A 26,754-nucleotide genomic window follows, 5' to 3' on the forward strand; every position below is an offset into this window, starting at 1 on the left:
GACCGTTTTCATCGGGGGGGCCGATTGGAGCGTTCGCTATCCTCATCGCTCTCCCGGACTCAGCCGAACGCCCCGGTCCTGACCGTTCGCGCCCAGGCATGTGCAAGCGCCACGGCCTATCTGTCTGCCCTGCCTGTCATCGAATCGAAACGATCGGACCCCGCTTATGGAAGCTTTGAACCAACATCTGTTCCTTCTGCTGAACGCTCCATCCGATCCGCCGGCCGGGCTTCTCATGCTGGCGCGCTTTCTGGCCGACGACGTGGTGGTGCTGGTCGCGGCCCTGGTCGCGGCGCTGTGGGTGTGGGGACGGCAAGACGGACGCGCCGTCCTGGTCGGTGCCGGATGCGCCCTGCTGACGGCGGCGCTGGTCAACGCGGCGATTGGCGCGCTCTGGCATCATCCGCGCCCCTTCGTGCTCGGGTTGGGGCATCAGCTGATCCCGCATGCCGCGGATTCATCCTTCCCCAGCGACCATGCGACCTTCATGTGGACGATCGGGATCAGCCTGCTGCTGCGGGGATCCTGGCAACGGCTGGGCTGGGGGATGATGACCTTCGGGATGGGCGTCGCGTGGGCGCGCATCTATCTTGGCGTTCACTTCCCCCTCGACATGGCGGGTGCGCTTCTGGTTTCCGCCACCGCGTCCCTGCTGGTCATTCCGGCACGTCCCATCGTCGACGGAGTGCTGACGCCGGCCATCGTCCGGCTTTACGAGGGAACCGTGCGGCTGCTGCATCTGCCCGCCGCCCTGTTCCCGCTGGACCGCAAATGATGGTTTGATGGGATCGTGCTCCTGAACCGCCTGGATCGGGAGCCGGACCCTTGCCGACATCGGCGGCATGGCTCGAACCCGGGCCGAGCCTCGCTATGTCGCCACGCTGTCGGGGAAACGGGGATCATCCCAAACGGCCGAGCGCGCTCCCGTGGAGGCGTTTCCAGAAATGGGGAAACGCCTCCACGGGAGCGCTGACGCTCACGCATACGCAGACACTTTGTTCGCGGAGAACGCCCCGCTTACTCCACCGTCACGCTCTTTGCCAGATTGCGCGGCTGGTCCACGTCGGTGCCCTTCAGCACGGCGGTGTGATAGGCCAGCAGCTGCACCGGGATGGCGTAGAGCAGCGGGGCGACCAGCGGGTCGCAGGCCGGCAGCTCGACCGACCAGCGGACCTTGTCCTTCAGCTTGTCGATGCCCTTGCGGTCGGCCAGCAGCAGCACCTTGCCCGACCGCGCGCAGACCTCCTGCACGTTCGACACGACCTTCTCGAACAGGGCGTCGGACGGCACCAGCACGATCACCGGCACATTGTCGTCGATCAGCGCGATGGGACCGTGCTTCAACTCGCCGGCGGCGTAACCTTCCGCGTGGATGTAGCTGATCTCCTTCAGCTTCAACGCCCCTTCCAGGGCCAGCGGATACATGGCACCGCGACCGAGATACAGCACGTCGCGGGCTTCCGACACCTCCTGCGCCAGCTCCTTCAGCCGCTCGTCATGGGCCAGCACGTCGGCGGCACGGGCGGGCACCTCGCGCAGCGCGTGGGCGATCTGCTGCATCCGCTCCTGGTCGATGGCGCCGCGGGCGCGGCCGACGGTGACGGCAAGGCAGGCCAGCGTGGTCAGCTGGGTGGTGAAGGCCTTGGTCGAGGCCACACCGATCTCCGGCCCCGCCATGGTGTAGAGCACCGCGTCGGATTCCCGGGCGATGGTGCTTTCCGGGGCGTTGACGATCGACAGGATCTTCTGGCCCTGGCGCTTGCAATAGCGCAGCGCCTCCAGCGTATCCAGCGTCTCGCCCGACTGCGAGATGAACAGGGCGATGCCGCCCGGCGGCAGCGGCGCCTCGCGGTAACGGAACTCGGACGCGATGTCGACCTCGACCGGGATGCGGGCCAGCGTCTCGAACCAGTATTTGGCGACGAAGCCGGCGTAATAGGCGGTGCCGCAGGCGACGATGGTCAGCTTCGACGCGCCAGCCAGATCGAACGGGAAGTCCGGCAGGGTGAAAGTGCCGGTCTCCGGGTTGATGTAGGCGTTCAGCGTGTCGCCGATGACCTGCGGCTGCTCGTAGATTTCCTTGAGCATGTAGTGGCGGTAGCCGTCCTTGCCGATCAGGGCGCCGGACACCGCCGTGGTCTTCACCGGCCGCTCCACCACCGCATCGGATGCGTCGTGGACGATGGCGGCGGTGCGGCTGACCTCGACCCAGTCGCCGTCCTCCAGATAGCAGATGCGGTTGGTCAGCGGCGCCAGCGCGAAGGCGTCCGAGGCCAGGTACATCTCGCCGTCGCCATAGCCGACGGCCAGCGGCGTGCCGTGGCGGGCGCCGATCATCAGCTCATGCTCGCCGGCGAAGATCAGCACCAGGGAGAAGGCGCCGGTGAAGCGCTTGAAGGCGGCGGCCGACGCCTGGACCGGGGTCATGCCCTGCCGGTCCAGGTAGTAGGTGACGAGATGGACGATCACCTCGGTGTCGGTGGCGCTTTCAAAGACGTAGCCGTGGCCGGTCAGCTCGTCCTTCAGCTCCTGGTAATTCTCGATGATGCCGTTGTGGACGACGGCGACACGCTTGGTGGCGTGCGGGTGGGCGTTGTTCTCCGTCGGGCCGCCGTGGGTGGCCCAGCGGGTGTGGCCGATGCCGACCGTCCCGGACAGCGGCTGGTCGCGCAGCTTCATGTCCAGGTTGGCCAGCTTGCCCTCGGCGCGGCGGCGCTCGATATGGCCGTTCACCAGGGTGGCGACGCCCGCGCTGTCATAGCCGCGGTATTCGAGCCGGCGCAGGCCCTCCACCAACCGGGGGGACGCGTCGTGGATGCCGTTGATGCCGATGATGCCGCACATGGACCTGATGCTCCTGAAAAAGGTGCCGGCTGACGAGCCGGAGAGAAACGGATCCCGGACCGATCCTACGCCTTTTTTGCTTTCTCGTTTTGCTTCCGTTCGCGAAAACGCTTTGCCCAGCCGGCGTACGCCTTCTGGTTGCCGCGGGCGACCACCAGCGCGTCGGCCTCCACCGCCATCGTCACCACGCTGCCGGCGCCGACGATGGCACCGTCGCCGATGACGACCGGGGCGACCAGCGCGCTGTTGGAGCCGATGAAGGCCCCGGCGCCGATCTCCGTCCGGCTCTTGGAGAAGCCGTCGTAATTGCAGGTGATGGTGCCGGCGCCGATGTTGGCCTTGGCCCCGACCCGCGCGTCGCCGATGTAGGTCAGATGGTTGGCCTTGGCCCCGGCTTCGATCACCGCGTTCTTCACCTCGACGAAATTGCCGATGTGGGCGTCCGGGCCGATCTCCGCACCCGGGCGCAGCCGGGCATAGGGGCCGATGACGGCGCCGCTGTCGATGCGCACGCCTTCCAGATGGCAGTAGGGCTTGATCTCCACCCGGTCGGCGACCGTCACGCCGGCACCGAAGAAGCAGCCGGGGCCGACCACCACGTCGCGGCCGAGCCGGGTGTCGACGCTGAGGAAGATGCTGTCGGGGTCGATCAGCGTGGCGCCGTTGTCCATCGCGGCCTTGCGCAGGCGGCGCTGCAGCAGCTTTTCCACCTCCGCCAGCTCGGCGCGGGAATTGACGCCGACCACCTCGGCCGGGGCGGCCTCCACCACGGCGCAGGCCATGCCGGCGCGGCGCGCGATCTGGACCACGTCGGTCAGGTAATATTCGGACTTGGCGTTGTCGTTGCCGACGCTGCCGATCAGGTCGACCATGCGCGCGCCGTCGAACGCCATCAGCCCGGCGTTGCACAGGGTGACCGCGCGCTCCTCCTCGCTGGCGTCGAGATATTCGACGATCTTCTCCAGCCCGCCGCGGGCGTTCAGGATCAGGCGGCCATAGGCGCCGGGATCGTCGGGGCGCATGCCCAGCACCACCACGGCCGGGTCGGCCGCCTGCCGGCGCGCCTGCACCAGCGCGCGCAGCGTGTCCGGCGTCACCAGCGGCGTGTCGCCGTACAGCACGATGACGTCGCCGGTGAAGCCCTCCAGCAGGCCGAAGGCTGCGCGCACGGCGTCGGCGGTGCCGCGCTGCTCGTGCTGGACCGCGGTGGGGTAGGGGGCGACGGCGGCGGCCACGCTGTCCATGCCGGGGCCGACCACGACCACGACATGGTCGGGGTCGAGCGTCTTCACCGCGGCCAGCACATGCCCGACCATCGGCCGGCCGGCAACCCGGTGCAGCACCTTGGGCAGATCGGATTTCATGCGTGTGCCCTTGCCGGCGGCGAGGATCACGCAGGCGAGCGGACGATGGGCCATGGTGATGTTCCTGGTCGAGCCTTGAAGTGGAAGGGAAAGCCGGTCGATGAAGGCGCCGTACTTGAGCCGGTAAACGTTAAGACATCGCTGCTGGAAAGGACGGCGCTTTTACCGGAGTGGGCGCCGCACCATCCGCATTTCCGAGAATGGTGTGCCACAGCACAGCATGGAAGCCCAAGTCAACTTTTGTTTCAATCTGCAATAAACAAATGTTTCCAACGGGTTACCTGCCCGGTTCCCCCATGACTCCCGCCGGTTCGCCCGGTCGCATGGGTTTCGTGATCCTTCAGTGACATGTATCCGATGACGGTCGTGATCTCCAGGGCAGGACGTCCGAATTCCGCCGGCAGAGAGGATGATTCCTTTCACAGATCACGGAAATGTTTCCTTTCAGTTCCGGCTGATTTTTCTTGCCAGGATCAGGGCGCCGCCAAATCCTATTCTGTCCCGGAGGTGTCCGGGAGCGGCGTTGAACAGTATTGTCACCGAAGTAGCGTTTCGCTTCCCCTGCGTCAATTCGGCCTTTAGGTCCGCGCGGCACGGTACCAACAGCCGGCTACACGGTCTTTTTCCGAGTAGCCAGGACCGCAGAGCCGTCATAGTCATGCCGCCGTCCGGCCGGCGAGGTCCGATGACGTCTGGCCAATGCACGGCTGCCGGCACCATGGCGCGGTGCAGGGAGCTTTCAGGCTGTGGGAGGGCCGGAAGATCCGTCCTTCTGCCGCAGCGCCTTGAGCAGGGCAGCCCGGAGGGTCTCGGGCGAGCAGGGCATCTCCAGCAGGATTCCGCTGAAGGCGCTGGCTTTCCAGCGTTGCAGAAGGCTGGAATCCCCGGTGATGCCGATCCATGGCAGGGGGTAGCCGATTTCGGCTTCAAAGCGGCTGGCCAGCTGGTCGCCGGTTTCCTGGCCGTTCGTCGGAGGAAGAAGCAACACCGTCGGACGGAGATTGTCTGCCCTGGTGTCGGCAATGATGTCATCCAGGTTGTCGCCGGAAACGACTTGGCATCCCCAGGATTCCAGCAATGCTTCGACGCCAAGGCGCAGAACGGCGTTCTGCTCCAACACAACGACGGTGTTCCCTTTGATTGCCGGCACTGTGCGAAGCCCTCCAGCCGTGAGTGGTCCGGAACATTTCCCGAGACGGTAACTCGGGGGCCTGGGTGGACATTGCATACGGTCTCAACTTTGTCATTAACCTGTGATGGCTTCAACCGACAGTAGGTTCGAGGCGCGATGTCCACCGACCGTGGGGCGATCCGGGTTCGGATAGCGACGGGTACATACACCGATACTATCCCTTTGAACGGAAGGGGTATCCCTCAGGACCCGCGTGCCGGAACCGCAAAGCCCCTAGACTGGCAAGGGTCGATCCGGCGCTGCCGGGCGACGGGACGCCGATCCGGGGGAGGACGCGCCATGATGCAGGACGATGCCCTGACAGCCGGCTCGCTGGCTTTCACCGTTCTGCTGCTGACGTTGGCCGCAGCCGGCAGGCACGACAATCAATCAAAAACCTGCCGGGTGCGGGTCGGACGGCGGCGTGTTTCGCGGCCGTCCGGCCAGCGTCATGGCGGCAGCCGATGGGAAGGAACTCCACCATGGCCTCTCGCATGGCTCGGATCGTTCATATGGGCAAACTTGGCGGCTTTGCGGCGTTGCTGGACGGCAGGATGCTCGAGCTGGAAGGCTGTTTCCTCTGGCCGTCGGCCACGGCGCTGAGCGACGCGGCGCGGCGGGCCGGCATCGCGCTGTCCGATCTGGTCCTGGACACCCGATCCACAACGGGACCGGCCGGGCCGGCTGCCGCGGTCAGCGCACGGTCTGCGGCGAGGCTCCGGCCCGGCGGTCTGCCGCTGGCGGCGTGACGCCGGTCAGATGGACCACCACGCTGCCGAAATCGCTGTCCGTCTCCAGCCGGACCGGCAGCGGCGGATAGCCGGCGGCGACCGGGGCCAGCCACAGATTGACCGGCGGCCGGTCGGCAGGATTGTTGCGCTGCCAGAAGCGGCCGCCCGACGATGACCGGGCATAGCCGGCCACCGGCTTGTAGCTCACGCGGCATTGCTGGGCGACGCCGGAGAAGATCGAGTAGCGCGACGGGTCGACGATCCGCCGCCCCACCTCGCTGAACACCATGTCGTAGCGGCGGCGGCCGTCGAACACCGGCAGCGACCGGTCGCAGCCCTCGCTCGCGCCCACCGCGAACAGCAGGTCGAGCACGGCGGTCAGCGGATCCAGCGTGCCGCGCTGCAGGTCCGGCGGCACCGTCTCGCGGTCGTCCTTGTCCGCCGGCGGCGTGACGCTGGTGGAAATCTCGCCCTGCGGTCCGTAGGTCAGCGTGACGTTGCGCGGTTCGCCGCGCAGCTGGCTGGTCTGGCGGTGGCTGTCCGGCCGCAGATCGTCGCCGCGGACATGGCCGTCGCTCTCGGAGTCGGTGCGCCAGCTGAACAGCCGGCCGATGGTGCCGCCGGTGACCGCCGACACGGCGATGCGGTAGCGGTCGCCGGCCACGTCCAGCGTCGCATTCACGTCCAGCGCGGTCACCCCGCCGACGAAGACCCGGTAGGTCGCCTTCACCGGCTCCGCCGACGCCACGGCCGTTGCCAGCGGAAGCAGGGGCAGTGAGAGGCCGGCCGCAATCAGGGCCGTCCGGGCAGGGCAGAGGAGATGGCAGAGGAGATGGCGGGGGAGATGGCGGGGAAGGCGGCGGGGGCTGGGCTGGGGCACGGTCCAAAGCTCCTGCGGTCGTCGTGTCGGTTCGGGGGCGACGTTTTCGGGGGTGTCGTTTCGGGTGGGCAATCTTTTTTAAGATGGGGATGAATCTGACGCTTGACACCCGTTGGGGAAGGCCGTAGAAACCCGCCCACCGCAGCGGCGGGGCCGACGAAAGACGGTCGCGGCGCAAAAGAGTTCGGTACAGAGTTTCAGGGTTCGGGCGCGTAGCTCAGCGGGAGAGCATTCGCTTCACACGCGAAGGGTCACAGGTTCAATCCCTGTCGCGCCCACCATTAAAAAAAGGCTCCGGACAATCGTCCGGAGCCTTTTTTGCTTTCCGCTCCTGTCTGACCGCAGTTGCGTGCGCTGGCGCGGACCGGCACAGCCAACATCGCAAAATCCTTATGTAATGGGCGATCCCGCGGTCGATTGACGCAGATCAGCCCCTTTTGCGCTGCAATAGGCTAGACAGGGCATCATTCCTGTCACCCGCTTCGGAAAGCCAACTCACATGGACGATACCCGTATCGCTTTGCTGTCTCTCGCCCTGCTGGTCGCCGTCCTGGCCGTCATCATCGGTTCGGTGATCCTGGTGCCGTCCTTCACCGCGCTGCTGGCGACTCTGCTCGCCTGGGCGAATCTGGCCTATCTGGTCGGCATCACCTTCAAGCGCTGATGGCCAAGCGCTGATGGCCAAGCGCCGATAGCCGGTAGCTGATCCGGAACCGCGGCGGAGAGGGAGGCCGCCCTCTCCGCCGCGGCTGCCGAACCATGACGGTTCGGCAACAGTCTGTCCTGCGGAAAGCTTTTCTGGACAGGAACGGTCCGTCGGGGTATCCAGCGCCCGTTTCGCTGTGCCAAGGACCGACGCCATGACACCGACCGCCGCCTCGTCGTCTTCCAATCCGATCGGCACCCTGTCCGCCGGCACCCTGCCGGTCCTGCGGACGGTCGAGAATCTGCGGTTGCAGGTCGCCGCCTGGCGCCGGGAGAGGCTGACCGTTGCACTGGTGCCGACCATGGGCGCCCTGCATGACGGCCATCTTGGCCTCATCCGGCGCGGCCGCGAGCTTGCCGACCGGGTGGTGGCCAGCGTCTTCGTCAACCCGACCCAGTTCGCCCCGCACGAGGATTTCGACCGCTACCCGCGCGATGAGGACGGCGATGCCGCCAAGCTGGCCTCGGCCGGCTGCCATGCGCTCTATGCGCCGACCGTGCGCGCCATGTATCCCCAGGGCTTCGCCACCGCCATTTCGGTCGGCGGTCCGTCGGAGGGGCTGTGCGGCACCTTCCGGCCGCAGATGTTCGGCGGCGTGGCGCTGGTGGTGACCAAGCTGTTCCTCCAGGCCCTGCCCGACGTGGCGGTGTTCGGCGAGAAGGACTATCAGCAGCTGATGGTGATCCGCCGCTTCACCCGCGACCTCGACATTCCCGTCCGGGTCGAAGGGCTGCCGACGGTGCGCGAGGCCGACGGGCTCGCCATGTCCTCGCGCAACGCCTATCTCAGCGCCGACGAGCGTGCCCGCGCGCCCGAACTGAACCGGGCGCTGACCGCCGCCGCCGCCGCGCTGGCGGCCGGGGCGGAGGTCGATGGCGCGCTGACCGGCATCCGCGGCCGCATTGCCGAGGCCGGCTTCGGCACCATCGACTATGTCGAGCTGCGCGACGCCGAAACGCTGGAGCCGGTGAGCGCCGTCACCCGGCCGGCCCGCCTGCTGGCCGCCGCCTGGATGGGCAAGGCCCGGCTGATCGACAATGTGCCGGTGATCCCCGCCGGCTGACCGGCCGAAGATTGGGCCCCAACATTTGGGGCCTGAACATTGGCCGTTGCCGGCATGATCGGCATTTGACCGGCATTTGTTGTGCGCCTAGCATTCCCGGACGGGCAGGATCCCCGATGGGTTTCGTGGTCCCCGCGATGGGGGCGGAAAGGCCACTTTGCGGCTCGTTCGTCGCAACCGGCAGGGGGAAACGGTTTCCCTGATGCCAATCCTTCTGACCGGCCTGCTGCTGGTGCTGGCGGCGTTGGGGGGCACCGCCGCTTTGGTCGCCACCCGCAACCGCGCCCCGGCTTCCCAGACACAGCTGGGACCCGACAAGAAATACGCGGCGCTGCCGCTGATGACCTTCAGCCTGGGCGGCAACGATGCCCGGATGGTGGACGTCAAGGTGCTGCTGGAGATCGACCCGTCGGTGGACGGCAAGGTGGCCGACCCCTATGTCCCCCGCATCACCGACCGGCTGTCCGACCGCATGCGCCAGCTCGACCCGCAGCAGCTGACCGGCGCCGACGGGGCGATGCTGATGAAAAGCACGATTGCCGGGGTCCTCGACCGCGAACTGCGCGGGGTGCGGGTGAGGGAAATCCTGCTCGACCGGATGGTGGTCAGGTAGCAACTCCCCAAAAAAGAAGCCCGGCCCCCGCGGACTGTCCGCAGAGGCCGGGCGGCTCGTGCAGCCGTTCGGTTGGTTTTCAGTCGGCCAGCCGGGTGGTCAGGCGCGGGGCGGTGTTGCTGGCCGCCGCGACATAGCGGGCGCGCAGCGGCTTCAGGACGAACAGGGCGAGGAAGGCGGCCAGCGCGTTGACGATGGCGACGCTGTAGAAGACGGTCTGCCAGCTGCCGGTCGCCTCGACCATCAGGTTGCCGACGGGCACCAGCAGGGCGGCGACGCCCTTGGCGGTGTAGAGAAGGCCGGCGTTGGTGGCGGCGAAGCGCGACCCGAAGGTGTCGCCGCAGCAGGCCGGAAACAGGCTGAAGATCTCACCCCAGGCGAAGAACACCAGGCCGGTCAGGATGACGAAAGCGACCGGGTCGGCACCGTATGCGCTGAGCGCCATCACGCCCACCGCCTCGATGGTGAAGGCGATGAACATGGTGTTCTCGCGCCCGATATGGTCGGACACCCAGCCGAAGAAGGGCCGCGTGATGCCGTTCATCACCCGGTCGATGGAGAGCGCGAAGGTCAGCGCCGGCAGGGTCAGGCCCAGGATGCTGACCGGGGCATCGATCAGCCCCATGTCGGTGGCGATGGGGCCGAGCTGGGCCGTCACCATCAGGCCGCCGGCGGCGACCATGGTGAACATGCCGTACATGATCCAGAAGACCGGCGTCCGCAGCATCTCCTGCGGGGTGTAGTGGCGGCGCTGCGGGGCGGAGCCGCCGCGCGCCTGCCCGTAGCCGTGCTTTGGCGAGTCGGCCATGAACCAGGCCAGCACCAGGATGACCATCCCCTGGCCAAGCCCGAAGGTCATGAAGGTGTTCTCGAAGCCCGAGGTCTCGATCATGGTGGCGATCGGCACGACGGTGAGGGCGGAGCCGGCGCCGAAGCCGGCGGCGGTCAGGCCGGCGGCCAGACCGCGGCGGTCGGGGAACCATTTCAGCGCATTGCCGACGCAGGTGCCATAGACGCCGCCGGCGCCGATGCCGCCGATCACCGCGGCGAGATAGAGCAGGGTCAGCGAATCCGCCACCGCGTTCAAGGCCCAGGACAGGGCGCACAGCGCGCCGCCCACCAGCACGACGATGCGCGGACCGAACCTGTCGACGAACCAGCCCTCGACCGGCACCAGCCAGGTTTCGGTGACGATGAAGATGGTGAAGGCCACCTGGATCGCGGTGCGGCCCCAGCCATGCTTGTCGTCGATCGGCTCGACGAACAGGGTCCAGCCATATTGCAGGTTGGCGATCATCGACATGCAGACGATGCCAATGGCCAGCTGCATCCAGCGCCCGCCCCAGGGTGCGACCTGGGCCGTATTGCCGTGCGTGTCACGCACCATGTCCTTCCTCCCCATTGCACCCGACATGTTCTGTTCGGCGACATGTTTCGTTCGGATTGCCGGACCCCGGGCTCCCGCGTGGCCGCAGTGTTGGTGTGGCCGCATCGTTGCGTTCTGAGGTCCGGTCCGGAAAAAAGGTGACGGGCTGGGGCTCTCTACCACCAACTTAGGGTTGCTGGCATGCCAAATGCCCCATGCCCGCCCCTACGATCATCAGTTTAACGGATGATGTCAATACGAACCATTTGCCGGACGGACAACGGGCATGCGGATTGTCGATTTGTATCCATTGGATTTCCGTAGAGTGGGAAAATGACCGTCTCGGAACTGGCCGAAAGAGACGGGCCCTGCGATGATGACCGGCCCAACGGAAGGACGCGGCGCCATTTCACCTCCCGTCTCACATCCCATGCCATTGCCCGAGCCGCCGCTGCTGGCGATCACCGACCGCCGGCTGGCCGACCGGCCGCTGCCGCAGGTGGCGGAGCGTCTGTTCGCCTGTGGCGTGCGCTGGCTCTCCTTGCGGGACAAGGACTTGCCGGATAGGGAAAGGCTGGATTTGGCTCGCGCACTGATTGCATGCGCCCGTCCGTGGGGAGCCCGCGTCACCCTGCATGGCGATCCGGCGCTGGCCGCCGCGGCCGGCGTGGACGGGGTGCATCTGCCAGCCCTCGGCGACCCTGCGGCGGCGCGCGCGCTGCTCGGGGCCGGGGCCCTGATCGGGCTGTCGCTCCACGACTCGGACGGTGCGGCGGCGATGGAGCGGGCGGCCGGGCAGGCCGATTATGTGACCGTCTCGCCGGTTTTCCCCTCCGCCAGCAAGCCGGGCTACGGTCCTTGCCTGGGCGAAGCGGGTGTGCGGCGATGGGTGGATCTCGGGGCGCGCTGCGGCGTGCCGGTGATCGGGCTGGGCGGTCTCGACCGGGCGGATGCGGTGGCCGGATGCCGGGCGGCCGGGGCCGCGGGCGTTGCGGTGATGGGGCTGGCGATGCGCGACGCGCAGGCGCTGGCGCCTCTGCTGGCAGCGCTGGCGCCGGAGGGAGACGATCTGCCGCGCTGAGGCCGGCCGTGGGCGCAATTCACGCCTGCCCCCCTGGACATCTCAGCGGCTTGCATGCATCTGGTATGTAGGATACGAAAACGCGAAAGGTCCCGAACCGGGGACCCGCCCGGCTGCGCCGCAACGTCCGGCGAGACATGAGGACATCCACTCCATGACCTTTCCCGCTCTCAACGTCCAGCCCCTCGACACCGGAACCACCTTCCGCAGTCAGGTCTATCACGCGCTGAAGCAGGCGATCACGGAGATGGACATCTATGACCATGACCGCGAGATCCGGCTGGACGAGCGGCAGCTCAGCGACAAGCTCGGCGTCAGCCGCACCCCGATCCGCGAGGCGCTGACCCTGCTGGAGCAGGAGGGCTTCATCCGCCTGCAACCGCGCCGCGGCATCTTCGTCGTCCGCAAGACCAAGACCGAAATCGTCGAGATGATCCAGGTCTGGGCCGCATTGGAGAGCATGGCCGCCCGCATGGCTGCCGACCATGCCCCGGCCGCCGAGATCCACAAGCTGTGGGACCTGTTCGGCAGCTTCGAGCAGCGCAGCCCGAAGGACCATGTCGGCGAATATTCCGACGCCAACATCGCCTTCCACAAGAGCATCATCCAGCTGAGCGGGTCGAAGCTGATCCAGGACGTCACCGACAACCTGTTCATCCACATGCGGGCGATCCGCAAGCTGACCATCGGCCAGGAGGACCGGGCCGAGCGCTCCATCCACGACCACCGCGCCATCATCAAGGCGCTGGAGGACCGCGACGCCAACCTCGCCGAACGGCTGGTGCGCGAGCACACCATGGGTCTGGCCGCGCATGTGGAGAAGCACTGCGACTTCCTGGAATGACTGTTTGGGAGTGAGGACCGGGCCCAGGGCGGTTCCCGCCGCCCTGGCCGCAGCTCGCCTTCAAGCGGGCACCGCCTCCTTCTGCGCCGTTTCCAGCTTCGGCACATCGTCGCCGTCGATGGTCACCACCCGCAGCGAGTTCGTCTTGCCCGGCGTGCCGAAGGGAACGCCAGCGGTGATCACCAGCGACTGGCCGGACTTGCCGATGCCGGTCTCCGCCGCCGCCGTCAGCGCACGGCCGACCATCTCCGAGAAATTCGCCACGTCGTCGGTCAGCACGGCATGGACGCCCCAGGCCAGCGACAGCCGCCGCGCCGTCGCCTCGTTGGCGCTGAGGCCGAGGATCGGCACGCTGGGCCGCTCGCGCGAGGCGCGCAGCGTGGTCGAGCCGGTGGTGGTGTAGGTGACGATGGCGGCGGCGCTGATGGTTTCCGCCACCTGTCGCGCGGCGGCGGTCAGCGCGTCGGGGGCGGTCGCCTCCGGGCTGGGATGGTCGGCATCCATGATGCGGCGGTAGAGCGGGTCGCCCTCCACCCGGCGGACGATGCGCTCCATCATCGCGACCGCCTCGACCGGATAGCGGCCGGAGGCGGACTCCGCACTCAGCATCACCGCATCGGCCCCGTCATAGACGGCGTTGGCGACGTCGGAGGCCTCGGCGCGGGTCGGGGTCGGCTCCGACACCATCGATTCCAGCATCTGGGTGGCGACGATCACCGGCTTGCCCATGGCGCGGCTGAGCCGGATCATCTTCTTCTGCAGGCCCGGCACGTCCTCCGGCGGCAGTTCGACGCCGAGGTCGCCGCGCGCCACCATCACCGCGTCCGACAGCTCGATGATGCGGTCGAGCGTCGGCAACGCTGCCGGCTTCTCGATCTTGGTCATCACATGCGCGCGGTTGCCGATCAGCTCGCGCGCTTCCAGGATGTCCTCCGGCCGCTGGACGAAGCTGAGGCCGATCCAGTCGACCCCGAGGTCGAGCCCGAAGGCGAGGTCGCTGCGGTCCTTCTCCGACAGGGCGCTGAGCGCCAGCGCCGCACCCGGCACATTGACGCCCTTGCGGTCGGACAGGGTGCCGCCGGCCACCACCTCCGTCTCGGCGAAGTCGGGGCCGCAATCCAGAACGCGCAGACGGATGCGGCCGTCGTTCAGCAGCAGGTCCAGGCCGGCCTCCAGGCTGGCGAACACCTCCGGGTGGGGCAGGCAGACGCGGCGGCTGTCGCCCGGCCGGCGGTCGAGATCCAGGCGGAAACGGTCGCCGATGGCGAGATCCACCGGCCCGAAGCCGAAGGTGCCGACCCGCAGCTTCGGCCCCTGGAGGTCGAGCAGGACGCCGATCGGCCGGCCCACGGCCTTTTCGGCGGCGCGGATGCGGGCGAAGCGCTCCGCATGTTCGGCCTGGGTGCCGTGGCTGGCGTTCAGGCGGAAGACATTCACGCCCGCCCGGGCGAGCGCCGTGATCTGGCTTTCCGACGAGCTGGCGGGGCCCAGCGTGGCAACGATCTTTGTGCTGCGGTGAAACGGCATGACGACAGCCTTCCTCCGCCCGGCCCTTTGCGAAAAGGGGCGGGACTGGCGAACGATGATGAGTTGAGGGTCGGTGTTGGCCCGATGCTGGAAGTCCTAGGCCGGACGGTCAAACGGCGCCCGATCCTTATTCCGCATCGTGAGAGTGGTTCCACCCGCCGCACGTGGACAGCCGGCCGGCCCGTCGGCGACACTGGGGCATGCCCGAGACCGCGCCGCAAAGCCCCGTTCCGCCCCATCCCGCCGCCACGCTGATCCTGCTGCGGGACGGGCTTGAGGGGCTGGAACTGCTGGTGATGGAACGCCACGCCGGCCTGCGCTTCGCCCCCGGCGCCACCGTCTTCCCCGGCGGCCGGCTGGAGGCGATGGACCATGATCCGCTCTGGCGCCGTCACTGGCTGGATGGAGGTCCGCCGGCCGATCTGGCGCACCGCGTCGCTGCCTTGCGGGAGTGCGTGGAGGAATGCGGCGTGCTGCTGACCCGCGATCCCCTGGCGTCCGGTGCGCTCGATGACCTGCGTTGCGCCCTGGCGGCGGGGGAGGGGTTCGCCGCGGCGCTGGCGCGGATGGGCGCTGTCCCCGCCCTCGATTGCATGGCGCCGCTGGCGCGCTGGGTGACGCCGGAGACGCTGCCGCGCCGCTTCGACACGCTGTTCTATCTGGCTCCGGCACCGGAGGGGCAGCAGCCGGTCTGCGATGGCGGCGAGGCGGTCGGAACCCTGTGGGCGAGCCCGCGCCGCCTTCTAGCGGAGGCCGGGGCCGGACAGCGGCGGCTGGTCTACGCCACCCGGATGACCCTGCTGCGGCTGGCGGACTGTGCCGACAGGGCGGCGGCGATGGCCCTTGGCCGTCCCGGGCCCGACTTTCCGCCGCCGATCATGCCGCGTCTGGTTGAAACCCAGACCGGTCCGGTGCTCCGCATTCCGGAGGGCTGCGGCTTTTCGCCACTGGAGACCCCGGCCGAAAATGTTAGGCTTGGGTAAGATTAGGTAAGTCGGAACCGGTTTCCGCGATGTGAAAATTGCGCGATGGTGCTATTGTGCGACGCGGAATGCGCAATCAATCTCCAGGCTGACGCACGGTGCCGGATCCCGCTGAGGGGAATGGCGGCAGGGGCGGAGGCAGGAGGATCGCGCAATGGATGTCGGGTTCGTCGGAAACGGGGAGATGGCCGATGCGATCATGGACAGGCTGCGGCAGGCCGGGCACCGGCTGCATCACGACCGCCATGGCCGCGGCGCGTTCCGTCACCAGGCCGGGATGTGCGACGTCGTGATGATGCTGTTGCCCGATGCCTGCGCGGTCGAGGCCGCCCTGTTCGGCGACGCCCGTTTCGCCAATGACGGCTTTGCCGGCGCCCTGCCGCCGGGCACGCTGGTGATCGACCTGTCCCGCCTCCCGCCCACCGAGGCTTCGGCCAACGCCGCGCGGCTGTCCGGCATGGGGGTCCTGACCGTCGATGCGCCGCTCTCCCCCGGCTTCATCCCCGGCTTTGCCATCGATCTGGGCGGCAGCGATGCGGCCTGCGCGCGGGCCGAACCGCTGCTGCGGCTGTTGTGCGATGGCGTCGTTCGTGCCGGCGGACCCGGTGACGGGCAGCGGGCGCATCTTGCCCGGACTGCGGACGGGAAGAACGACGATCCGGATGGACTGCACCGGCTGCTGCGTCTGATGGCCTTCGACGGGCCGGCCGAACCCATGTTGAGTGCATCATGAACAGCTTGACCGCTCCCGACATCGCCACGCTCCGCCATCCCGCCGCGCTCGTCCCGGCCGCTCTCGTTCGGGCCGCCGTACCGGACGTGATCGTGCCCTTCGGGGCTGGGCTGGGCGCCGGACCGGGCGATGGCCGGGCCGATGTCGGGCGGCTGGGCAACAAGGGCGCGCGTCTGGTGGAGATGGCGGCGCTGGGCATTCCGGTGCCGCCGGGCTTCGTCATCGCCGCGGAGGCCGGGCGCGGGCTGGGGGCGCAGGATGCGCTGCCGGCCGGCTTGACCGAGCGGATTGACGGCGCCGTTTTGGCGTTGGAACGGCAGGCCGGGGGGCGTTTCGGCGATGCCGAGCGTCCGCTGCTGCTGTCGGTCCGCTCCGGTGCGGCGGTGTCGATGCCCGGCATGATGGACAGCATCCTCAATCTCGGCCTCAACGACCGCAGCGTCGAGGGGCTGGCGGCGACGTCGGGCGACGCGCGCTTCGCCTATGACTGCTATCGCCGGCTGGTCCAGTCCTTCGGCTGCGTGGTGATGGGCGTGCCCGGCCACCGGTTCGAGGCGCTGCTGGACGAGCACAAGGAGGAGCGGGCGCTCCAGCGTGACGGCGACCTGACGGCGGAGGACTGGCGCACCCTGCTGCCGTCCTTCCTGCGGCTGGTGGAGACCCGTTGCGGCCGGCCCTTCCCCCAAGATCCCGCCGAACAGCTGCGTCTGGCGGTGGCGGCGGTGTTCCGGTCCTGGATGAACCCGCGGGCGGTGGCCTTCCGCGCCCTGCACGACGTTCCGGAGGATCTGGGAACGGCGGTGACGGTGCAGGCCATGGTGTTCGGCAACCGCGGGCCTGATTCCGGCACCGGCGTGCTGTTCACCCGCGACCCCTCGACCGGCGCCCCCGGCCTGTGCGGCGAGTTCCTCGCCGACGCCCAGGGCGAGGATGTGGTGTCCGGTACCTGCGACCCCGACCCGCTGAGCGCCAGCCAAGCGAATCCCGGCCGCTCCATGGAATGCCGCCTGCCGTCGGCCTATGCCGAGCTTTGCGCGGTGGCGGACCGGCTGGAGCGCGCCTTCGGCGACATGCAGGACATCGAGTTCACGGTGGAGGGCGGGCGCCTGTTCATCCTGCAATCGCGCAGCGGCAAGCGGTCGTCCGAGGCGGCGGTCCGCATCGCCGTCGATCTGGCGGAGGAGGGGATCATCGCCCGCGACGAGGCGGTGCGCCGCGTCGATCCGCAGGCGCTGGACGAGCTGCTGCGCCCGACCCTGACGGCCGATGCCCTGGCGGCGGCCATCGCCACTGGCCTGCCGGCCTCTCCCGGAGCGGCCACCGGCCGGGCCGCCTTCACCACCGACGAGGCGGTGCGGCTGGCCCGTGGTGGGGCGCCGGTGATCCTGTGCCGGCCGGAAACCTCGCCGGAGGACATCCACGGCATGCAGGCCGCCGTCGGAATCGTCACCGCCCGCGGCGGCTTCACCAGCCACGCCGCCACGGTCGCCCGCGGCATGGGCCGGCCCTGCGTCTGCGGCGCCCGCATGCTCCGCATCGATGTCGAGGAGGGGGTGATGCGGGTCGGCGAGGTGACCGTCCGCACCGGCGACCTGCTGACCATCGACGGCAGCAACGGCGCCGTGGTGCTTGGGGCTGCCCCGTTGCAGCGGCCGGCCCCGGACGGCGCGACCGCCCGGCTGCTGGACTGGGCGCGCGCCTGCGGGGTGGGGCTGGCGACGGATTGAGAGGACAGGGGGCAGGCTTGCGCGCCTGCTCCCCATACAGCGCTCCTTAGGCGCGCATCAGCGCCGTCAGATGGGCAGCGCAGCCTTCCGCCAGACCGGTGGCGTCATAGCCGCCCTCCAGCGCCGACACCACGCGCCCGCCGCAGACGTGGTCGGCAAGCTCGACCAGCTTGCGCGTCACCCATTCAAAATCCTCCGTCGTCAGGCCGAGTTGCGCCAGTGGATCGCGCTTGTGGGCGTCGAAGCCGGCGGAGATCAGCAGCAGTTCCGGCTGGAACGCCTCCAGCGCCGGCAGGATGACGCGCTCCACCGCCTGGCGGAACTCGACGGAGCCGCTGTAGGGCTCCAGCGGCAGATTCAGGATGTTGCCGTCGACGCCGCGCTCCCAGGAATTGCCGGTGCCGGGATAGAGCGGCGACTGGTGGGTCGAGGCGAAGAACAGGTTGGGGTCGTCGGCGAACATCGCCTGCGTGCCGTTGCCGTGATGCACGTCGAAATCGACCACCGCGACGCGGGTCAGCCCATGGATTTTGCGGGCATGCTCCGCCCCGACGGCGATGTTGTTGAAGACGCAGAACCCCATGGCGCGGGCGGGTTCGGCATGGTGGCCGCAGGGGCGCACCGCGCAGAAGGCGTTGGTCGCCTCGCCGGCCAGCACGGCATCGACCGCGGCGCAGACCGACCCGGCCGCCCGCAGGATCGCGCCGCGCGACCCTGGCGACAGCAGCGTGTCGCCGTCCAGCCGCTGATAGCCGTCGGCCGGGACCGCGGCCAGAACCGCATCGACGTAAGCGCGTTCATGGACGCGCGACAGCTGTTCCACATCCGCTTCGGGAGCGGACCGGCGCTCCAGGTCGCGGAACTCCGGCCGATCGAGCACCTGCCACACCACGGCCAGCCGTTCCGGCGCCTCCGGGTGGCCGGGGCCGGTGTCGTGCGCGAAGCAGTCGTGATGGGTGAAGATCAGGGTGGTCACGGAGGGTCACTCCCATGGCAAAGGCGCCGCCGGACTGGATGTGCCGGCGGCGCCGCGGTCGGGTGGGGTGGGTAAGACGGATCAGTGGGCGTAGGTGGCCGCGGACGGCGGTTCCGCGACCGCGGTGACGGTGCCGTCCAGCTCCTGCAATTGCAGCCGGGTGAAGTCGCGGGCGCTGACGACGCCGACCAGATGACCGTCCTCCAGAACCGGAAGATGGCGGATGTGGTGCTGCTCCATCAGCTGCAAGGCCTGCCGCACGCTGTCGGACGGGGCGCAGGTCACCGGCTGGCGCGTCATCAGCTGCGACACCGGCATCGTCATCAGCGAGCTGCCGCGCTCCAGCAGGGCGTGCACGATGTCGCGCTCCGACAGGACGCCGGCCAGCGTGTTGCCTTCGGTGCGGCAGACGTCCTTGACGACCAGGGCGCTGATGTTCTCCGCCTTCATCAGGCGGATGGCGTCGGCGACCGTCGCACTGGTCCGCACGGCGACGACGCGGGCTTGCTTGGTGCGCAGGATGTGTTCGACCTTCATGGCGGGACTCCTGATCGGCTGCGGCTGGCGGGAAAGCCATCTGTGGGGCGGCCCGTCTTCAGGGCCGGCAGGGCGCCCGGCCGGGCGTCTTGCTTTGAATATGGTATGCCAAATACTGTACGCCAATCAAACAATTTCGATGGCCAATGTTGGCGGCGGCCCTAATTTTCAGGCCGTCTCATACGATGGTGCAGCGCAACGGGCTGCGCTCTGTTGGCTCATGATACCAACGCAGCACAGCGCAACAGTTGGTAATGCGATATGTTTGTTACGCATGCAAATGGACGGAGGCATGCGGTATGCGCATGTCCGGCATCATGTACCTTGTATACCAAAAAACTTGAACCAATTGCTGCGCTGCGTCATAACGGAACGGTCACGCCGAAGCCGACCAAACAAAAAAAACCCCACCGAGACACTGGAGCGATGAACATGTTGGAAATGCTGGTTCTGGCGCTTGTGCTGTCCGTCTTCGGCGGCACGGTCCATTATATTCTGTCGATGCAGATCGCCAATGCGGGCAAGACGCAGCGCGATTTTTCCTCAGCCCCCCTTCGCCTCGCCAATCCGACCGAAGCCGATCTCAAGGAACCCGAAGACGAACTGCCGCCGGGTCCGGCCTGGGCGAGCTTCCCGCGCGCCTTCTGATCCGCGCCTCTTCCTTCCTGTCATCGTGAGAAAGACGGCCTCCCAAGGGCCGTCTTTTTCGTTTCCGGTCTTCGGGTGTCTTTCCCCGATCAGGTGAGCGGCAGCACCAGCTGGAAGCTTTTGATGGTCATCCGCTTGCGGTGGTAGAAGCGGTGGGCCTCGCCGCGCTGGATGCCGGAGATGATCTCCATCTGGGCGCAGCCGCGCTCCCGCGCCTCGCCGGCCAGCCAGTCGAACAGCTTGTCGCCCAGCCCGTAGGAGCGCTTGGCCGAGCTGGTCACCAGATCCTCGACATACATATAGCGACCGCGCGACAGCGTCTCGTGGACGCGGAAGCCGCCACAGCCGGCGATCTCGCCGTCCAGCCGCAGCAGGGCGAGGTTGTAGCCGTCGTCCATCTGGCGGCGGATCTGCGCGCGGTAGGCTTCGGGGTCGGTCATGTGGGTCCGCAGCTCCTTCATGATCGGGTAGCTGGCGGCGATATCGGCATCGTCACGCGCCACGACGATCTCAATGTTCTGCTGCTGGTCCATGGCGGTCGACTCCTTAATCAATATGGGTTCTGCCCGGATGGCATCGGCGCCGGCGGTCCGTCCCTGGCGCTGGCATACCATATGCCAGTAGATTGTCCGGCCGAAAGCTGGCCTGCCACACTTTCCGCGTGCCGGAAAACCAACAGCCGGCGGCAGGCCCCGCAACGGCACGAATGCAGCCTGCGGAAACAGTTCGTGCCTTCCACTAATCACTTGCGCGGCATTCGGCATCTGGTATACCATATTGATAATTCCAGATCGGATCAGGACCGCACCGATTTGGCGGGGGGCGAAAATCCGCCTCCCACAGCAGTGCAGCGCCCCGGGGCCGCATCCCCGCCGCGCTGTCACTCAGAGCAAACAACAGCATCAAATTCCGAAGCATCTCAGAAGACATCCAAAGAAAACGCCTAAAGCATCAAAACAGAAGCGACGCCCGAATCGGCAGAGAACCGCTTCCTAGGAGGAGATAGAAGATGCAGCATACGAATTCGGAGGCGCAGGGAGCACCGCTCGGCGGCCGCTGGATGCAGTTGGTCATCGGCGTGATCTGCATGTCGATGATTGCGAACCTGCAATATGGCTGGACGCTGTTCGTCAACCCCATCGATGAAAAGTATCATTGGGGCCGTGCCGCCATTCAGATCGCCTTCACCATTTTCGTCGTGACCGAAACCTGGCTGGTGCCGGTCGAGGGCTGGTTCGTCGACAAGTTCGGTCCCCGCATCGTCGTCGTGGTCGGTGGCATCCTGTGCGCCCTGGCCTGGGTCATCAATTCGTTCGCCGACTCGCTGGCGCTGCTCTACATCGGTGCGGCCGTGGGCGGCGTCGGTGCCGGCGCCGTGTACGGCACCTGCGTCGGCAACGCGCTGAAGTGGTTCCCGGATCGCCGCGGCCTGGCCGCCGGCCTGACCGCCGCCGGTTTCGGCGCCGGTTCCGCCCTGACGGTCGTTCCGATCGCCAACATGATCCAGACCTCCGGCTTCGAGCAGACCTTCCTGGTGTTCGGTCTGGGCCAGGGCCTGATCGTCTTCGCGCTGGCCTGGTTCCTGAAGGAAGCCGACCCGGCCCTGCTGCCGAAGACCAAGAGCAACATCGTTCAGAGCCGCCGCAACTACACCCCGCAGGAGACGCTGAAGTCGCCGGTCTTCTGGGTGATGTACCTGATGTTCGTCATGGTCGCCGCCGGCGGTCTGATGGCCACCGCCCAGCTCGGCCCGATCGCCAAGGACTTCCACCTCGACGGCATGCCCGTCAGCATCATGGGCCTGACCCTGCCGGCGCTGACCTTCGCCCTGACCATCGACCGCGTGCTGAACGGCGTGACCCGTCCGTTCTTCGGCTGGGTGTCCGATCATATCGGCCGTGAAAACACGATGTTCGTCGCCTTCGCCATCGAAGCGGTCGGCATCCTGGCGCTGAACCAGTGGGGTCACAACCCGGTCGCCTTCGTCATCCTGACCGGTCTGGTGTTCTTCGCCTGGGGCGAGATCTACAGCCTGTTCCCGTCCTGCTGCGCCGACAGCTTCGGGTCGAAGTTCGCCACCACCAACGCCGGCCTGCTCTACACCGCCAAGGGCACCGCGTCGCTGGTCGTTCCCTTCGCCAACGTGATCGTGTCCTCCACCGGCAGCTGGCAGGCGGTGTTCTTCTTCGCCGCCGCGGTCAACGCCATCGCCGCCTTCATGGCCCTGTTCGTCCTGAAGCCGATGCGTGCCCGCCAGATCGCCGAGGACACCACCCAGCCGGTCGGCAAGCTGGCGGCCGAGGGCGCCGACTGAAAGCACCGCGGACCGTCCGCCGAGAGAGTTCCCGTTGACCGGGGGGCCAGCCGGAACTCTCAATAAGGGCGGAACAGTTACCGCCGAAAAAACGACAAACCGGCATCGGGACCACCGCATTGGTCCCGGTGTCGGTTTGTCGCGTTTTGGGGGGCAGGCCGTGAACCGCATCCACGACCCGCACCTCCGACTGACAGGTCCCGGCAGAGAACGCTGGGAGACTGATATTCTGTATACAGAATACGGGTTGCATCGTCAACACGGATCGAAAGGGGTGGGTCGGTCATGTTGGGTATTCTTGTCCTGATGCTGGCGGCCTTCTGTTCCGGCGCGCTCAACGCCGTCGCCGGGGGTGGCGCCTTCATCACCTTTCCGGCCCTGCTGTTCGCCGGCGTGCCGCCGGTGGCCGCCAACGCCTCCAGCACCGTGGCGCTGTTTCCTGGGCAGGCGGCCAGCAGCTGGGCCTATCGCCGGGAGATCGCCGCCGGCGGCCAAGTGAATGTCCCGGTCTTTGCCGTCCTCAGCCTTGTCGGAGGGCTGGTGGGCGCGCTGCTTCTGCTGGTGACGCCGAATGCGACTTTCGCCCGCTTCGTGCCCTGGCTTCTGCTGTTCGCGACCTCCGTCTTCGCCATCGGCGCCTATGCGCCGGGCATCGTCTCCAGGCTGCGGTTGGGCGGTCGCAGCGTGCTGGTGGTGCAGTTCCTGATCTCGATCTATGGCGGTTATTTCGGCGGCGGCATCGGCTTCCTGATGCTGGCGGCGCTGACCCTGTTCGGGCTGCGCGACATCCACGCCATGAACGGGTTGCGGCTTTTGCTGGCGATGTTGATGAACGCGGCGGCGGTCGGCACCTTCATCGTCGCGGGCGCCGTGTCCTGGCCGGAAACCGTGGCGATGGCCCTGGCGGCGGTGGCCGGCGGCTATGCCGGCGCCATGGGGGCGAAGCGGGTCGATCCCAAGCTTCTGAAGACCTTCGTGGTCATCATCGGAACGGTGCTGACCCTGTACTTTTTTGCGAAGGGAGCCTGATCCGGACGGGGTGTAGACGGCGTCCGCAATCTCAACCGTGCCCCCACATTCCGCATTGACATACGGTATGTGGTATACCAAACTCCAGACACAGTTTGCGCGACAGACTGTTGGATGCCGCTGCAAAGCAACCGGTCAGCCGATGGATGCGGCCGGTGTGGGCAGGCTGGCGTCGTCCAGCCCCACAGCATTCAAAAAGTGAAATCGGGGGAGAGGGGAATCCGGCATGAAGATCTGCATCTACGGATCCGGGGCCATCGGCGGCTACCTCGGCGTTCGCCTGCATCAGGCAGGTGCCGAAGTCAGTCTGGTGGCGCGTGGCGCGCATCTGGCGGCGATGCGCGAGAACGGCGTCACCTTGCTGATGGGGGAGGAAAAGACCGTCGTCCACCCCCGCTGCACCGACAACCCGGCCGAACTCGGCCCGCAGGATTATGTGATCGTCGCGTTGAAGGCCCACTCCGTCCCCGGTGTCGTGCCCGCGATGCAACCGCTGCTCGGTGACCACACCGCCGTCGTCACCGCGGTCAACGGCATTCCCTATTGGTATTTCTACGGCACCGGCGGCGAGTTCGACGGCCGCACGCTGGAAACCGTCGATCCGGGCTCGGTCCAATGGAACGGCCTGGGTCCGCAGCGCGCCATCGGCTGCGTCGTCTATCCGGCGACCGAGGTGGTGGAGCCGGGCGTCATCCAGCATGTCTATGGCGACAAATTCTCTCTCGGCGAGCCGGACGGGTCGAAGTCGGACCGCGTCGTCGCCCTGTCGAAGGCGATGGAGGCCGGCGGCCTGCGCGCGCCGGTGCTGGACCGCATCCGCGACGAGATCTGGCTGAAGCTGTGGGGCAACCTCTGCTTCAACCCGATCAGCGCGCTGACCCACGGCACGCTGGAAGTCATCTGCGGCGATGCCGACACCCGCGCCGTCGCCAAGGCGATGATGCTGGAGGCCAAGGACATCGGCGACAAGCTGGGCGTCCATTTCCGCGTCGATGTGGAGCGCCGCATCAACGGCGCCGCCGCGGTGGGCGCGCACAAGACCTCGATGCTGCAGGATCTGGAGCGCGGCCGGCCGATGGAGATCGACCCGCTGCTGTCGGTGGTGCAGGAGATGGGCCGCATGGTGGGCGTGCCGACGCCGACCATCGACGTGGTGCTGGCGCTGGTGAAGCAGCGCGGCGAGACCGCCGGCTGCTACAGCCGGCCGCAGCCCGCTGCTCCCGCCCGCACGCCGGAAGCGGTGGCGGCCCAATAACCAAGTCAGGGCAACCAAAGTCAGGCGACGCGGCCGGCGCAAACCCGGACAGGGTCCGCGCCGGCCGCCTCAAGGGGGGTGGAGCGTCATGAAGGTCGAGGACATTCTCCGCAAGAAGGGCACGCGCATCGGCATGGTGCGCATCAATGAAACGGTCTCCACCGCGCTGCGCCTGATGAAGGCGGAGAACACCGGCGCGCTGGTGGTCAAGGACGTCTGCCGCACCGAAGGCAACACGGTGGTCGGCGTCATTTCCGAACGCGATGTCGTCCGCGCCCTGGTCGACCGCGGTCCCGCCATCCTGGAGCAGGCGGTGTCGGCGCTGATGACGCGCGATCCCTACTGCTGCAGCCCGTCGGACTCCGTGCGCCATGTGCTGAGCCTGATGGACGAGCATGGCATCCGCCATGTTCCGGTTCTGGAAGGCTCGACCCTGGTCGGCGTCGTCAGCGTCCGCGACCTGATCCGCCGCCAGCTGGAAGAGTTGTCGGGCGAGGGCGTTCCGGTCGCCGCTGCAACGGCTGCCGCCACGGCCGCCGCCACGGCCGCCGAGGGCTGGGACTTCCCGGTCGTCGCCAACCAGTGAGTGTTGCGGGTGGGGCCGGCGCATGTCCGCCGCCCCACCCGAGTTGCCGCTTCGGCGCTTGCCCGCCCTGATCCGGCCCTGGCCCGGACGCGGGCCGATTATTGCCCGCCGCCAAGGCCGGCCTTCGAAAGCAAAACGACATGAAGATCGCGATACCCAGGGAGCGCCGCCCGGGCGAGCGCCGCGTCGCCGCGTCTCCCGAAACCGTCAAGAAATTCAAAGCCCTCGGTCTGGATGTGGTGGTGGAGAGCGGGGCCGGTCTCGGTTCCAGCATCACCGACGCAGCCTATGAGGCGGCGGGGGCCGCCATCGCCGCCGACCAGACTTCGGCGCTGGCCGATGCCGACATCGTGCTGAAGGTCCAGCGCCCGCTCATCGCTGCGGAAGGTGGTGAGGACGAACTGGCGCTGATCCGCAAGGGCGCGCTGCTGTTCGCCATCCTCAATCCCTACAACAGCCGCGACCATGTGAAGGCCTACGCCGATGCCGGCGTCAACGCCTTCGCCATGGAGTTCATGCCGCGCATCACCCGTGCTCAGGTCATGGACGTGCTGTCCTCCCAGGCCAACCTCGCCGGCTACAAGGCCGTCGTCGATGCCGCCAGCGAGTATGGCCGCGCCTTTCCGATGATGATGACCGCCGCCGGCACCGTGCCGCCGGCCCGTGCCTTCATCATGGGCGTCGGCGTCGCCGGCCTCCAGGCCATCGCCACCGCCAAGCGCCTCGGCGCCATCGTCTCGGCCACCGACGTGCGCCCGGCGGTGAAGGAGCAGGTCCAGTCGCTGGGCGGCAGCTTCGTCGCAGTGGAGAACGACGAGTTCAAGCAGGCCGAGACCGCCGGCGGCTATGCCAAGGAGATGTCCGACGACTACAAGCGCCAGCAGGCAGCCCTGGTCGCCGAGCACATCAAGAAGCAGGACCTCGTCATCACCACAGCGCTGATCCCCGGCCGCAAGGCGCCGATCCTGGTGACGGCGGAGCATGTGGCGTCGATGAAGCCGGGCTCGGTGATCGTCGATCTGGCGGTGGAGCAGGGCGGCAACGTCGAGGGCGCCAAGCTGGGCGAGGTGGTGACCACGGCCAACGGCGTGAAGATCGTCGGCCACGCCAACTATGCCAGCCGCATCGCCGAGAGCGCCTCGCTCTTGTACGCCAAGAACCTGCTGGCGCTGCTGACCTCGCTGCACGGGAAAGACACCGGTGTGGCCGTCAACTGGGACGACGAGATCGTCAAGGCCATCGCGCTGACCCGCGACGGCGCCATCGTGCATCCTGCCTTCGCGGACGCCCGCGAAGCGCAACCCGCGTGAGGAGGCGGATCCCATGGAACACCCGGATCCCGCAAGCAACATCGCCGCGTTCCGCCAGACCCTGGCGGCGCTGACCAATCAGGTCGACGCGCTGGCCGTGCAAGTGGCGCAGCTGTCGCCGGTCCCGGTGACCGAGGCGGCAAGCCATGGCAGCTTCTTCGTTACCGGCCTGACGGTGCTCGTTCTGGCCTGCTTCGTCGGCTACTACGTCGTCTGGCGCGTCACTCCGGCCCTGCATTCGCCGCTGATGGCTGTCACCAACGCCGTGTCGTCGGTCATCATCGTCGGCGCGCTGGTCGCCGCCGGCCCGGCCGGCTTCGGTTTCTCCAAGGTCCTGGGATTCCTCGCCGTCATCCTGGCGTCCGTCAACATCTTCGGCGGCTTCCTGGTGACCCAGCGCATGCTCTCCATGTTCAAGAAGAAGGGCAAGTAAGACCATGGAAACCTTGTCCGCCCTTCTCTATCT

General features: G+C 67.6%; 26 protein-coding genes and 1 tRNA gene. 18 read left to right on the top strand and 9 right to left on the bottom strand.

Translation table 11 applies throughout. The features are described from left to right. The first annotated feature begins 166 nt into the window (after nt 1-166). Nucleotides 167-775, top strand: coding sequence for an undecaprenyl-diphosphatase (locus tag TSH64_RS17965; protein ID WP_109446964.1), 609 nt, complete (start codon nt 167-169; stop codon nt 773-775). Nucleotides 776-1,017: 242 nt separating this feature from the next. Here TSH64_RS17965 and glmS read toward each other — a convergent pair whose 3' ends face one another. The 3 genes from glmS to TSH64_RS17980 form a co-directional block, all read right to left on the bottom strand. Beyond that, nucleotides 1,018-2,844: a glutamine--fructose-6-phosphate transaminase (isomerizing) gene (gene glmS / locus TSH64_RS17970; RefSeq protein ID WP_109446966.1), complete on the bottom strand. Its 1,827-nt coding sequence runs from the start codon at nt 2,842-2,844 to the stop codon at nt 1,018-1,020. Between the two features lie 65 nt (nt 2,845-2,909). Then, nucleotides 2,910-4,262 (bottom strand): bifunctional UDP-N-acetylglucosamine diphosphorylase/glucosamine-1-phosphate N-acetyltransferase GlmU, encoded by a 1,353-nt coding sequence (glmU, locus tag TSH64_RS17975; RefSeq protein WP_109446968.1) that lies wholly within the window; start codon nt 4,260-4,262, stop codon nt 2,910-2,912. A gap of 685 nt (nt 4,263-4,947) precedes the next feature. Continuing rightward, on the bottom strand, nt 4,948-5,325 hold the full coding sequence (locus tag TSH64_RS17980) for a hypothetical protein (RefSeq protein WP_109446970.1): 378 nt from the start codon (nt 5,323-5,325) through the stop codon (nt 4,948-4,950). 536 nt (nt 5,326-5,861) lie between these two features. Between TSH64_RS17980 and TSH64_RS17985 the strand changes: the two genes are divergently transcribed. Further along, nucleotides 5,862-6,128: a hypothetical protein gene (locus tag TSH64_RS17985; RefSeq protein ID WP_109446972.1), complete on the top strand. Its 267-nt coding sequence runs from the start codon at nt 5,862-5,864 to the stop codon at nt 6,126-6,128. Here TSH64_RS17985 and TSH64_RS17990 read toward each other — a convergent pair. Beyond that, the gene (locus TSH64_RS17990) at nt 6,073-6,990 is read right to left on the bottom strand and encodes a DUF3108 domain-containing protein (RefSeq protein ID WP_109446974.1); all 918 of its coding nucleotides are present in this window, start codon (nt 6,988-6,990) and stop codon (nt 6,073-6,075) included. The two genes, TSH64_RS17985 and TSH64_RS17990, sit on opposite strands and share 56 nt — an antisense overlap. Nucleotides 6,991-7,196: 206 nt before the next feature. On the opposite strand from TSH64_RS17990, the gene TSH64_RS17995 reads away from it, so the two are divergent. The 4 genes from TSH64_RS17995 to TSH64_RS18010 all read left to right on the top strand — a co-directional run bounded on the left by TSH64_RS17995 (nt 7,197) and on the right by TSH64_RS18010 (nt 9,372). Then, nucleotides 7,197-7,271: transfer RNA gene (locus TSH64_RS17995), tRNA-Val, on the top strand. A 218-nt stretch (nt 7,272-7,489) separates the two neighbouring features. After that, nucleotides 7,490-7,654, top strand: coding sequence for a sugar tyrosine-protein kinase (locus tag TSH64_RS18000; RefSeq protein WP_098737443.1), 165 nt, complete (start codon nt 7,490-7,492; stop codon nt 7,652-7,654). A gap of 196 nt (nt 7,655-7,850) precedes the next feature. After that, nucleotides 7,851-8,759 (top strand): pantoate--beta-alanine ligase, encoded by a 909-nt coding sequence (gene panC / locus TSH64_RS18005; protein WP_109446976.1) that lies wholly within the window; start codon nt 7,851-7,853, stop codon nt 8,757-8,759. A gap of 202 nt (nt 8,760-8,961) precedes the next feature. Further along, entirely contained in the window at nt 8,962-9,372 is a 411-nt protein-coding gene (locus tag TSH64_RS18010) for a flagellar basal body-associated FliL family protein (protein WP_109446978.1), read from the top strand. A 79-nt stretch (nt 9,373-9,451) separates the two neighbouring features. Here the strand turns inward: TSH64_RS18010 and oxlT (TSH64_RS18015) are convergent, their stop codons facing one another. Further along, nucleotides 9,452-10,759, bottom strand: a complete 1,308-nt coding sequence (oxlT, locus tag TSH64_RS18015) for an oxalate/formate MFS antiporter (protein ID WP_109446980.1) — start codon at nt 10,757-10,759, stop codon at nt 9,452-9,454. Between the two features lie 409 nt (nt 10,760-11,168). On the opposite strand from oxlT (TSH64_RS18015), the gene TSH64_RS18020 reads away from it, so the two are divergent. Together TSH64_RS18020 and TSH64_RS18025 are read left to right on the top strand one after the other, a co-directional pair. Then, entirely contained in the window at nt 11,169-11,819 is a 651-nt protein-coding gene (locus TSH64_RS18020) for a thiamine phosphate synthase (RefSeq protein WP_109446982.1), read from the top strand. 154 nt (nt 11,820-11,973) lie between these two features. Beyond that, on the top strand, nt 11,974-12,663 hold the full coding sequence (locus TSH64_RS18025; RefSeq protein WP_109446984.1) for a GntR family transcriptional regulator: 690 nt from the start codon (nt 11,974-11,976) through the stop codon (nt 12,661-12,663). 60 nt (nt 12,664-12,723) lie between these two features. On the opposite strand, the gene pyk is transcribed toward TSH64_RS18025, so the two are convergent. Further along, nucleotides 12,724-14,190, bottom strand: coding sequence for a pyruvate kinase (pyk, locus tag TSH64_RS18030; RefSeq protein WP_109446986.1), 1,467 nt, complete (start codon nt 14,188-14,190; stop codon nt 12,724-12,726). 200 nt (nt 14,191-14,390) lie between these two features. Here pyk and TSH64_RS18035 point away from each other — a divergent pair, with 200 nt between their 5' ends. From TSH64_RS18035 to TSH64_RS18045, 3 genes are all read left to right on the top strand, one after another. Then, nucleotides 14,391-15,173 (top strand): NUDIX domain-containing protein, encoded by a 783-nt coding sequence (locus TSH64_RS18035; protein ID WP_109446988.1) that lies wholly within the window; start codon nt 14,391-14,393, stop codon nt 15,171-15,173. A 154-nt stretch (nt 15,174-15,327) separates the two neighbouring features. Beyond that, on the top strand, nt 15,328-15,906 hold the full coding sequence (locus TSH64_RS18040; RefSeq protein ID WP_109446990.1) for an NAD(P)-binding domain-containing protein: 579 nt from the start codon (nt 15,328-15,330) through the stop codon (nt 15,904-15,906). Further along, nucleotides 15,903-17,633 (top strand): pyruvate, phosphate dikinase, encoded by a 1,731-nt coding sequence (locus TSH64_RS18045; protein ID WP_109446992.1) that lies wholly within the window; start codon nt 15,903-15,905, stop codon nt 17,631-17,633. The genes TSH64_RS18040 and TSH64_RS18045 overlap by 4 nt, the downstream gene beginning before the upstream one ends. Nucleotides 17,634-17,679: 46 nt before the next feature. Here TSH64_RS18045 and TSH64_RS18050 read toward each other — a convergent pair whose 3' ends face one another. Both TSH64_RS18050 and TSH64_RS18055 read right to left on the bottom strand, forming a co-directional pair. Further along, nucleotides 17,680-18,609 (bottom strand): histone deacetylase family protein, encoded by a 930-nt coding sequence (locus TSH64_RS18050; RefSeq protein WP_109446994.1) that lies wholly within the window; start codon nt 18,607-18,609, stop codon nt 17,680-17,682. Between the two features lie 81 nt (nt 18,610-18,690). Continuing rightward, nucleotides 18,691-19,146 (bottom strand): CBS domain-containing protein, encoded by a 456-nt coding sequence (locus tag TSH64_RS18055; RefSeq protein WP_109446996.1) that lies wholly within the window; start codon nt 19,144-19,146, stop codon nt 18,691-18,693. 324 nt (nt 19,147-19,470) lie between these two features. On the opposite strand from TSH64_RS18055, the gene TSH64_RS18060 reads away from it, so the two are divergent. Then, a complete protein-coding gene (locus TSH64_RS18060) occupies nt 19,471-19,794 on the top strand; it encodes a hypothetical protein (RefSeq protein WP_247873010.1) in 324 nt (107 codons plus the stop codon). A gap of 89 nt (nt 19,795-19,883) precedes the next feature. On the opposite strand, the gene TSH64_RS18065 is transcribed toward TSH64_RS18060, so the two are convergent. Then, nucleotides 19,884-20,327, bottom strand: coding sequence for a GNAT family N-acetyltransferase (locus TSH64_RS18065; protein WP_109447000.1), 444 nt, complete (start codon nt 20,325-20,327; stop codon nt 19,884-19,886). A gap of 476 nt (nt 20,328-20,803) precedes the next feature. Between TSH64_RS18065 and oxlT (TSH64_RS18070) the strand changes: the two genes are divergently transcribed. From oxlT (TSH64_RS18070) to TSH64_RS18095, 6 genes are all read left to right on the top strand, one after another. Beyond that, nucleotides 20,804-22,108 (top strand): oxalate/formate MFS antiporter, encoded by a 1,305-nt coding sequence (gene oxlT, locus TSH64_RS18070; protein WP_109447002.1) that lies wholly within the window; start codon nt 20,804-20,806, stop codon nt 22,106-22,108. Nucleotides 22,109-22,393: 285 nt separating this feature from the next. Then, nucleotides 22,394-23,137 (top strand): sulfite exporter TauE/SafE family protein, encoded by a 744-nt coding sequence (locus TSH64_RS18075; protein WP_109447004.1) that lies wholly within the window; start codon nt 22,394-22,396, stop codon nt 23,135-23,137. A gap of 226 nt (nt 23,138-23,363) precedes the next feature. Next, nucleotides 23,364-24,392 (top strand): 2-dehydropantoate 2-reductase, encoded by a 1,029-nt coding sequence (locus TSH64_RS18080; RefSeq protein ID WP_109447006.1) that lies wholly within the window; start codon nt 23,364-23,366, stop codon nt 24,390-24,392. Between the two features lie 88 nt (nt 24,393-24,480). Continuing rightward, entirely contained in the window at nt 24,481-24,978 is a 498-nt protein-coding gene (locus TSH64_RS18085; protein ID WP_109447008.1) for a CBS domain-containing protein, read from the top strand. Between the two features lie 140 nt (nt 24,979-25,118). Continuing rightward, entirely contained in the window at nt 25,119-26,288 is a 1,170-nt protein-coding gene (locus TSH64_RS18090) for a Re/Si-specific NAD(P)(+) transhydrogenase subunit alpha (RefSeq protein WP_109447010.1), read from the top strand. A gap of 40 nt (nt 26,289-26,328) precedes the next feature. Then, nucleotides 26,329-26,721 (top strand): NAD(P) transhydrogenase subunit alpha, encoded by a 393-nt coding sequence (locus tag TSH64_RS18095; RefSeq protein ID WP_345773861.1) that lies wholly within the window; start codon nt 26,329-26,331, stop codon nt 26,719-26,721. Nucleotides 26,722-26,754: the final 33 nt, after the last annotated feature.

Origin of the sequence: Azospirillum sp. TSH64 (assembly GCF_003116035.1) — a bacterium.
Classification (GTDB): Bacteria; Pseudomonadota; Alphaproteobacteria; order Azospirillales; family Azospirillaceae; genus Azospirillum.